A 3,800-nucleotide genomic window follows, 5' to 3' on the forward strand; every position below is an offset into this window, starting at 1 on the left:
GATTCTCGCGCGACCGTGCGATTCGAACAGTTCACAAGGAGGACGGGCACCAGTGACCGTCGGAAAGCCCGACCGGATCCTGCGGTTGTTCGGTCGGGTGCGCAACTATGATTGGGGCTCGTCCACCGCCATTTACGACCTGCTCGGCGAGGCCCCCACCGGCCAACCGGCCGCGGAGCTCTGGCTGGGAACCCATCCGGGCGCCCCATCCGAGGTCGAGACCGTCGGCGGGCTGCGGCCGGCAGTCGATGTCGTGGGCCCGCTGCCTTTCCTGCTGAAGGTTCTCGCCGCGGAGAAGGCGCTCTCGTTGCAGGTCCACCCGGACGCGGCACGGGCGCGAACCGGCTTTGACGACGAGGAAAGGTGCGGCGTTCCGCGCGACGCCACCTGGCGCCGCTATCGGGACCGTAATCACAAACCCGAGCTGCTTGTCGCGCTCACGCCATTTCGCGCGCTCGCCGGAGTCCGTGACCCGCTACGGACCCTCGCCGTGGTGCGTGGCCTCGGTCACCCGCCACTGACTGCCGCGTTCACGCCGCTGGACGCGAACCCGTCCACCGGAGCCGCGACGGTTCTGCGCACGCTGCTGACGATGCCGGCCGAACAGGCGCATGCCTTCACCAGCGGTCTGGTCGAGGCCGCCGCCGCGCTGCGACCACCCGTGGACCCGGATGTGGCGGCAGCCGCCGACCTGGTGGGCCGCCTCGCCGCGGCACACCCCGGTGATGTGGGAATCGCCGCGGCGCTGCTGCTCAACGACGTGGCGCTCCAGCCGGGCGAGGCATTGTTCCAGCCCGCGCGCCTGCTGCACGCCTATGTCCACGGTGTCGGCATCGAGATCATGGCAACGTCGGACAACGTGCTGCGCGGTGGGCTGACGCCGAAACACATCGACGTGGACGAGCTGCTCGATGTTCTCGACCCGAGGCCAACCCCGGCGCCGGTACTCGCCCCCCGGACAATGCTGGCGACGGCTGGTCTCACCGTGCGTACCTGGGATGTGCCGGTGGACGACTTCCTGCTGGCCGAGGCGATTTGTCACCGACCGGCAGATGCGTCCCCGGCAGATGCGTCCCCGGCAGATGGACGACCGGCCTGTGACGGACACATGCCGGTCACGCGTCCAGCCGTCCTGCTGGTCACCGAAGGCGCCATCGAGGTATACGGCACGGGCACCGACGTCATCCGGCTGCAACGCGGCCAGGCTGCGGTGGTCGTCCCAGGGTCGCCGGCATCGACGCAGCTCGGGCTCGCCGGCGTCGGCCGCGTGTTCCTCGCCTCACCCGGGTAGGGCACGTCACCCGGCTTGAGGACGTCACCCGGCTTGAGGACGTCACCTCCGCCCGGGCGCTCTTAACGATGTGAATCTGATGCTCCTGCCACAACACCAGATTCACATCGTTCCCACAGAGCGACCGGCAACGGGGACGCGGCGTCGCGGGGCCGGGGCACGCACCTTGATCCACGCCCCTGTTGCCGGGCACTCTTACCGGCGGAAGGCAGCCCGAGGGTCGTGGACCAGTGCCGGCGCCGACACCGTCCGCGGTGCCGAAGAGAGGGTGAGAACAGAGCTGCCAGCACCCGAACCGACGGTAAGTGCCGCCACCAGTGGACCACCTTGGGTAACCATCCGAGTCGCGTTCCCCGGCCCGACCGCCACCGTGCGTCCGGCCGGCACCGCAACCGGAGTCCCGTCGAACCAGACAGTGACGGCCGTGTCCGGTGCTGTGAGCACCAGGGTCCTCACCCCCTGGCCGGTGGCGGGGGGAAGCAGTGTGGCCGCCGTCGAAACAGGGTGAATCACATCCGCCGGGCCGACCCACCGGTATCCCGGTGCCGGGGCCAGGCCGGGCTGCCCAAACCCGGCCTGCCCCGGTCCGGCGGCCGGCATGGGCAGGCCGAGGGCAGCGATCACCGGACCACCGGAGCGCACCGTCAACCGCAGCGCCGCCACGCCGGCGCCGCCGGGCAGGGCCGGTAACCGGATTACGCCGCCACGTGGCACCCGCAGGTCCGCGAAACCCACCGGAATGTAACTCGCGGACGGTGTCAACAGATCCAGCCGGATCACCGCCGCCGCCTCGGGAGCGGCTACGACGACCCGCGCGTCACCGACGCCCGTTGCCGCGCCCGCAAGGAGCAGGGAGCCCGCCGGCCCGGCACCGGCCACTACGGGCACCACGGTCGAATCCCGTGCGAACGGGCCGCCGGCACGGTCCAGGACCAGGGCGGCCAGACGCCCGTCACGCACCTGTACCCGCACCACGGTGGCGTCGGCGTCCGGCACCCAGGTCGCCAGGCGACGGGTCACGCTCGCCCGCGGCGGCACGACAACGCCGGTGGTGGCCCCCGCGCCACTGTCTGCACCACTGTCTGCACCACCGTCGGCGAACACGGTGATCTGTGCCCGCGCGGGTGTGGCCTCGGGGTTGGTGAGGACGACCAGCGGGTCCCGACCGGCCACCGTGGCAGGACCGACAAGCCAGAACTCGCTTCTGGGACGCTCGCAGCGAGCGATCACCGATGCGCGGCCGCCCGCTCCCGGTGCGGTCACCGTCGCGCTCAACCCGGCTGCCGCGGGGCCGCTCGCGCGGACAGCCAGCGGCTCGCCGCCACTCACCTGGACCGACGCCCGCCGCCGGACCGGACCGGAATGAAGATTCTTGACCTTGTCGCCCGCGGACAGCTGGACCTGCCCGTCCAGCACCGGTCCGCGGCCCGATCCCGGTGCGGGCACCGTCGCGCTCACCCCGCCACCGGCGGTCGCGACGTCGACCGTGACCGCGGACCCCGCCGGCGGTCTGAGATCCGGGCACAGCAACGTCGCCGACGTGATCGGCATCGGGAACCCCGCCGCTGGGACCGGCCGCGGCCGCCTCCCGTCCGTCGGCTCGATGAACACCGCGACGCACCACACGGCCACCAGGGCGAGGGTGCCGCCAACCACGACCGATGCCGCCCGGCGCAGGAGCCGGATCCGTCCGGTCATGGCCGCGATCCCGCGTGCGGTGTCGCCGCGGGCAGGTTCACCGGCCCTGCCGGAACCACGCGCCAGACCATGGCGTCTGCGAGCACCTGTTCGCGCACGAGCCCCGGTACCGCGTCGAGTACGGCGGTCAACGACGGTGGCGCATCCGGAAACGGGACGACGACCGCTCGCACGGCCAGAGCCGCGAGCTCACCTGCGCCCCAGCTCCCCCCCACCGTCAGATCACCGACAATCGCCTCGACCGTGCTGTCGTCGACGGTGTGCCCGGTCGGGACCGTCGGGATGATCCGCGTCGTCCCGGCGGGGTCGGCGAGGCGGGGGCCGCGGGCGCCGGTCAAGGTGTAGGCGACCGGGGAGCCCTGGGACGACTGACGCAGTATCAGGACGCCGGCAGTCCGCCCGGCAGCCGTCGCGACCGCGACCGCGGACGCCACCACGCCGCTGTCACGTGCGGCGGCACCGCGCGCGACCTCACCGCCCCACAGGAACGCGAAGCCGCCGGCAACCGGACTCGCAACCACTGCTCCACCGACGGCCACGGCCACGAACTGCCGCCAGCCGAAGGGATGACGCCGCAGCGCCGCACGCGCTCCCGACGCCGCGAGCGTCGCGGCAAGGAGCAACCCGGCGACGACAACCCCGAGTTGCGCGCCCGCCACGTCGTCACGGTCGGCGCCGCACAGGTGCCGCTCCACAGCGGCACCGACCAAGCCGATCAGGACAACGCCCCAGGCCGCGAGCACCGGCCGTCGGGTGTCGGCCCGGACAACCCCGATGACGCCCGCGAGCGCGGCGGGTACGAGCAGCGCGA

At 72.3% G+C, this 3,800-nt stretch carries 2 protein-coding genes and 1 pseudogene; 1 reads left to right on the forward strand and 2 read right to left on the reverse strand.

Translation table 11 applies throughout. From position 1 onward, the window contains the following. Nucleotides 1–52: 52 nt before the first annotated feature. The gene (gene manA / locus U9980_RS07620; protein WP_322767290.1) at nt 53–1,291 is read left to right on the forward strand and encodes a mannose-6-phosphate isomerase, class I; all 1,239 of its coding nucleotides are present in this window, start codon (nt 53–55) and stop codon (nt 1,289–1,291) included. 195 nt (nt 1,292–1,486) lie between these two features. Here manA and U9980_RS07625 read toward each other — a convergent pair whose 3' ends face one another. Beyond that, a complete protein-coding gene (locus tag U9980_RS07625; protein ID WP_322767291.1) occupies nt 1,487–2,989 on the reverse strand; it encodes a DUF5719 family protein in 1,503 nt (500 codons plus the stop codon). After that, a pseudogene (locus tag U9980_RS07630) lies at nt 2,986–3,800 on the reverse strand (hypothetical protein); the annotation flags it as partial. The pseudogene U9980_RS07630 and the gene U9980_RS07625, both read right to left, overlap by 4 nt.

It is taken from the genome of Protofrankia sp. Cr1 (assembly GCF_963555865.1).
GTDB lineage: Bacteria > Actinomycetota > Actinomycetes > Frankiales > Frankiaceae > Protofrankia.

What these genes read in the sequence shown, in the direction of transcription:
- U9980_RS07625 (WP_322767291.1), bottom strand. Translation starts at nt 2,989, where the DNA reads ATGACCGGACGGATCCGGCTCCTGCGCCGGGCGGCATCGGTCGTGGTT.